At 65.9% G+C, this 4,970-nt stretch carries 4 protein-coding genes; 1 reads left to right on the top strand and 3 read right to left on the bottom strand.

The window, feature by feature from the left end:
- The 3 genes from AC1D34_RS33920 to AC1D34_RS33910 all read right to left on the bottom strand — a co-directional run.
- A partial coding sequence (locus tag AC1D34_RS33920) for an ABC transporter ATP-binding protein (RefSeq protein WP_476826610.1) occupies window positions 1-747 on the bottom strand: 747 nt, incomplete at its 3' end.
- A gap of 25 nt (window positions 748-772) precedes the next feature.
- Complete coding sequence (locus AC1D34_RS33915; protein WP_441488045.1) at window positions 773-1,831, bottom strand: ABC transporter substrate-binding protein; 1,059 nt, start codon at window positions 1,829-1,831, stop codon at window positions 773-775.
- Between the two features lie 193 nt (window positions 1,832-2,024).
- Complete coding sequence (locus AC1D34_RS33910) at window positions 2,025-2,480, bottom strand: Lrp/AsnC ligand binding domain-containing protein (protein WP_441488044.1); 456 nt, start codon at window positions 2,478-2,480, stop codon at window positions 2,025-2,027.
- 128 nt (window positions 2,481-2,608) lie between these two features.
- Here AC1D34_RS33910 and putA point away from each other — a divergent pair.
- Window positions 2,609-4,970, top strand: a 2,362-nt coding sequence (putA, locus tag AC1D34_RS33905) for a bifunctional proline dehydrogenase/L-glutamate gamma-semialdehyde dehydrogenase PutA (RefSeq protein WP_476826609.1), incomplete at its 3' end; no start/stop codon positions are given.

Here is a 4,970-nt window from a genome sequence, read left to right as displayed (position 1 = left end):
ATGCACGACCGACGCGAATTCAGGCGTATAGGTGATGTCGAGATCACGCGGGCGCGGGAAATCGATCTCGCGCTCGGCGATGATCCGCCCCGGCCGCGCCGACATGCAGAACACCCGGTCGGCCAGGAAAACGGCCTCGCGCAGATCATGCGTCACCAGGATCACGGTGATGCCGCGCTCGGCATGAAGATCGCGGATCACGCACCAGAGTTCTTCGCGCGTAAAGGCATCGAGCGCACCGAAGGGCTCATCCAGCATCAGGAGCTTCGGCTCATGGATCAGCGAGCGGCACAGCGAGGCGCGTTGCTGCATGCCGCCGGACAGCTGCCAGGGGAATTTCTGGCCCAGGCCCTCGAGTCCGACCTTGGCGAGCAGAGCCTCGGCCCGCGCGACATAATCCGACTTGTTGGCACGCAAGCGCGAACGATGCGGCTCGACGATCTCCAGCGGCAGCAACAGGTTCCGCAATGTCGTGCGCCAGGGCAGCATCACCGGGTTCTGGAAGGCCATGCCGGTGATCTTGATCGGCTGCGTCACCTCCTGCCCGGCGACGATCACCGTGCCGCGCCGGGGCCTCTGCAGGCCGGTCGCGAGCTTCATCATCGTGGACTTGCCGCAGCCGGAGGGGCCGACGATCGCCGCGAACTCGCCCTCCCGGATCTTCAGCGAAAGCCCGTCCACGGCGGGGGTGCTTTCGCCTCCGCCGTAGACATGGGTGACTTCGTGGAGTTCGACGAAGGCGCTCAAGCGCGAGCCCGCAAGGTCGAGCGCATCAGAACTTCCGCTCGGCCACAGGCGGCAGGTAGCTGTCGTCGAAAGCCGCCCCGGCCTTCGCCTTGTCCTTGAACGTGAAGGTCAGCCCGATCTGGTCCAGCGCCCGTTCCCAGCGCGCCTTGTCGATACCGCCAAAGCCATCGGCCTTGACTGCTGGCGTCATGACGTTCTGGGCGATCGTCATCTTGAGGCGCTCGACCTCGACCTCGAGCTTGGCGACATCGTTTCGCTGGATCACGAGCTTGCCGCCGAGTTCCGGGTCGGCCACCGTGTCGCGAACGCCTTTGGTGATCGCCCGAAGCAGGCCACGCACGGCCTCGGGCTTTTCGGCCGCGAATTTCGGCGAGACCATCACGACATTGCCGTAGAGCTCGACGCCGTAATCCGACATCAGCAGAGTGACGATGTCGTCGACGGGAACGCCGCGTGATTTCAGGTTGATATAGGAGGAGTTCGCGAAGCCGAACACCGCGTCGACCTCGCCTGAGGCCAACATCGGCTCACGCACGGGGAAGCCGACATTCTCCATCCGCATCTTGCTGTCGTCGAGCTTGTTGACGGTCTTGAAGATCGGCCATTGCGCAAAGGCCGCGTCAGCCGCCGGGGCGCCGAACTTCTTGCCCTCGAGACTCTTCACGTCCGCGTTGATGCCACGGCTCTTGCGGCCGACGATCGAGAACGGCGGCCGGTCATAGACCATCATCACCGCCTTCAGATCGACGCTGGGATTCTCGTCGCGGAACCGGATCAGCGAATTCACGTCGCCGAAGCCGGCATCGTAGGTGCCGGACGCCACCCGCGGGATCGCCTCGCGCGAGCCGTTGCCCGTGTCGATCGTGACGTCGAGGCCCTCGGCTTTGAAATAGCCCTTCTCCTGCGCCATCAGGAACAGCGCAGCCGGACCCTCGAAGCGCCAGTCGAGCGTGAAGCGAACGGCGGTCTGAGCGAAGGCGGGACCCGCGCCGGTCAGGCAGGCTGCGGCGAGCCCCAGGGCGCCCAGCACACGGCTCATCCCACGCCGGGAGAGCATCGTGGGGCGGAACGGGTTCGTCGACATCGGCAGCTCCGGATCATCACATGCAGGCGGGTCGGCAGGACCCGTTCGAACGGAACGCGACCAGCAAATCCCATGCCGTGGCGTCCTATGCTCAAACTGGCCGAATACAAAACAAGGTCAAGCGCATAGCGCCGAAAATGCATGCACTGCGCCTAAAATATAACGCGACGTCACCAGGCCCGATCGCGATCGGCTAAAGCGGCAGCGCTCCGTCGGTCTTGACCTCTTCCATCACGGCATAGGTCCGCGTCTCGCGCACCGCCGGCAGCGCCAGCAGCACTTCGCCGAGGAAACGGCGATAGGCGTTCATATCGGCCACCCGCGTCTTCACGAGATAGTCGAATCCGCCGGCAACCATGTGGCATTCCAGCACTTCGGGCGCCCGTTTCACCGCGGTTGCGAAACGCTCGAAGGCGTCGGGCGTCGTCTTGTCGAGATAGACCTCGACGAAGACCAGCAGATGCAGCCCGAGCTTCAGCGGATCGAGCGTCGCGCGATAGCCCGTGATGTAGCCGTCTCGCGAGAGGCGCTTCAGTCGCTCACCGGTCGCGGTTGGCGACAGGCCAACCTTTTCAGCCAGTTCGACGCCGGCGATGCGCCCGTCGGATTGCAGCATGGCGAGGATACGCCGGTCGGTTCGATCGAGCACGGGATTATTCTCTAAAAGATCCGGAATATTCGAAGATAGATAAAGGCTATCACAGAAAATGGCCATTGATATCCGGCCACGCAAGCGCGATCCTTGAAATCATCCCGTCATTCATTCGGAATCGCACCATGGCCGCTCCTGCCCCCCGTCCGGTCGCCCCGTCCGCTCGCCACGCCTTCCGCGCGCCCTATGCCGAAGACGATGCGACGATTGCGGCACGGCTGCTTGCCGGCGCCAGGCGCGAACCGGCGGCCAAGGCGAGGATCGACCAGCGCGCGACAGGGCTGATCGAGGCCATCCGGACCCGCAAGGTCGGCCTGGGTGGCATCGAGGAACTCCTGCGCGAGTACTCGCTCTCGACCAAGGAGGGGCTTGCGCTGATGGTTCTGGCCGAAGCGCTGCTGCGCGTGCCGGATTCCACGACCGCCGACCAGTTGATCGAGGACAAGCTCGGCCAGGGCGATTTCGCCCATCACGAATCCAAATCGGATGCCTTCCTGATCTCGGCGTCGTCCTGGGCGCTTGGCATCACCGCTCGCATCATCCAGCCGGGCGAGACACCGACCAGCATCATCGGCAATCTGTCGAAGCGCCTCGGCCTGCCTGCCGTCCGCACCGCGACCCGCCAGGCGATGCGTGTCATGGGCAATCATTTYGTGCTCGGCCAGACCATCGAGGAGGCACTGAAGCGCGCCCGCTCGGGCACCGGCAAGCTTTATCGCTATTCCTTCGACATGCTCGGCGAAGGCGCACGCACCCAGGCCGATGCCGACCGCTATTTCGCCTCTTACGCCGCGGCCATCGACGCAATCGGCCGCTCGGCCGGCAATGACCCTCTGCCGAACCGGCCGGGCATCTCGGTCAAGCTGTCGGCCCTGCATCCGCGCTATGAGGCCACCAGCCACGAGCGCGTGCTGAGCGAACTCGTGCCCAAGGTCATCACGCTGGCCCAGCAGGCCAAGGGCTACGACCTGAACTTCACGATCGACGCCGAGGAAGCCGACAGGCTGGAACTCTCGCTCGACGTCATCGATGCGGTGACGGCAGATCCGACGCTCGCCGGCTGGGACGGCTTCGGCCTCGCGATCCAGGCCTACCAGAAGCGCGCCTCGGCGGTGATCGACCATATCGCGGCCCTGGCCGAGCGCCATAACCGCCGCATGATGGTGCGCCTGGTCAAGGGCGCCTACTGGGATACCGAGCTGAAGCGCGCCCAGGAGCGCGGCCTCTCCGACTACCCCGTGTTCAGCCGCAAGGCCATGACCGACCTCAACTACGAGGCCTGCGCCGCGCAGCTGCTGGCCTTGCGTCCACGCATCATTCCGCAATTCGCCACCCACAACGCATTGACGGTCGCAGCGGTCGCCGAGATGGCGGGCGGCTCCCAGGGCTTCGAGTTCCAGCGCCTGCACGGCATGGGCGAGGCGCTCTATGAGAGGTTGCTCCAGGAGGATTCCGGCTTCGCCTGCCGCACCTACGCCCCGGTTGGCGGCCATCAGGATCTGCTCGCCTATCTCGTGCGCCGTCTGCTCGAGAACGGTGCGAACTCCTCCTTCGTCAGCGTGTCCGGCGACCCTGACGTGCCGGTCGCACAGCTGCTCGTACCCCCTGCCGACATCATCGGCACCTCGGCAGCGGCTCGCCATCGACGCATTCCGCTTCCCGCCGACATGTTTGGCGCCTCGCGCAAGAACTCGGCCGGCGTCGAGCTTGGGCATGAGGCCAGCCTCGTCGCGCTTCAGTCGGAGATCGGCCAGGCAGCAGCCAAGCCGTTCCCCGAGGCGACGGTGATCATCAACGGCAAGCCGGCCGGTGGCGTCTCCCGCCCCGTCCTGTCCCCGATCGATGCCCGGCAGGTCGGGACCGTCCTGGAAGCCGATGATGCCCTGGCCGATCGCGCCATCCAGGTGGCCCAGGCCGGCTTCACCAGCTGGAACCGCACCCCCGCCCGGACGCGCGCTGCCGCCCTGCGCAAGGCTGCGGACCTGATGGAGGAACGCCGCGGCCTGCTGCTCGCACTGCTCCAGGCCGAAGCCGGCAAGACGCTTGACGATGCCATTTCGGAGGTGCGCGAGGCCGTCGATTTCTGCCGTTACTATGCGGCCGAAGCCGAAGCGCATTTCGCCACGCCGCAGGTACTTCCCGGCCCGACCGGCGAGGAGAACCGCCTGATCTTGCGTGGGCGCGGGCCGTTCGTCTGCATCGCGCCCTGGAATTTCCCGCTGGCGATCTTCTCGGGCCAGGTCGTTGCCGCGCTCGTCGCCGGCAATAGCGTCGTCGCCAAGCCAGCCCCGCAGACGCCGCTCATCGCCGCCGCTACTGTCCGCCTGCTCCACGATGCCGGCATTCCGGCTTCCGCCCTCCATCTCGTGCCGGGAGACGGCAAGGTCGGCGCCCGGCTCGTCGCTCATCCAGCCGTGGCCGGCGTCGCCTTCACCGGCTCGACCGCAACGGCGCGCGCCATCAACCGGACGCTCGCGGCCAAGGATG

The sequence above is a fragment of the Allobosea sp. P1_A7 genome, assembly GCF_056406775.1.
This window is presented reverse-complemented; position numbering and strand designations above follow the sequence as displayed.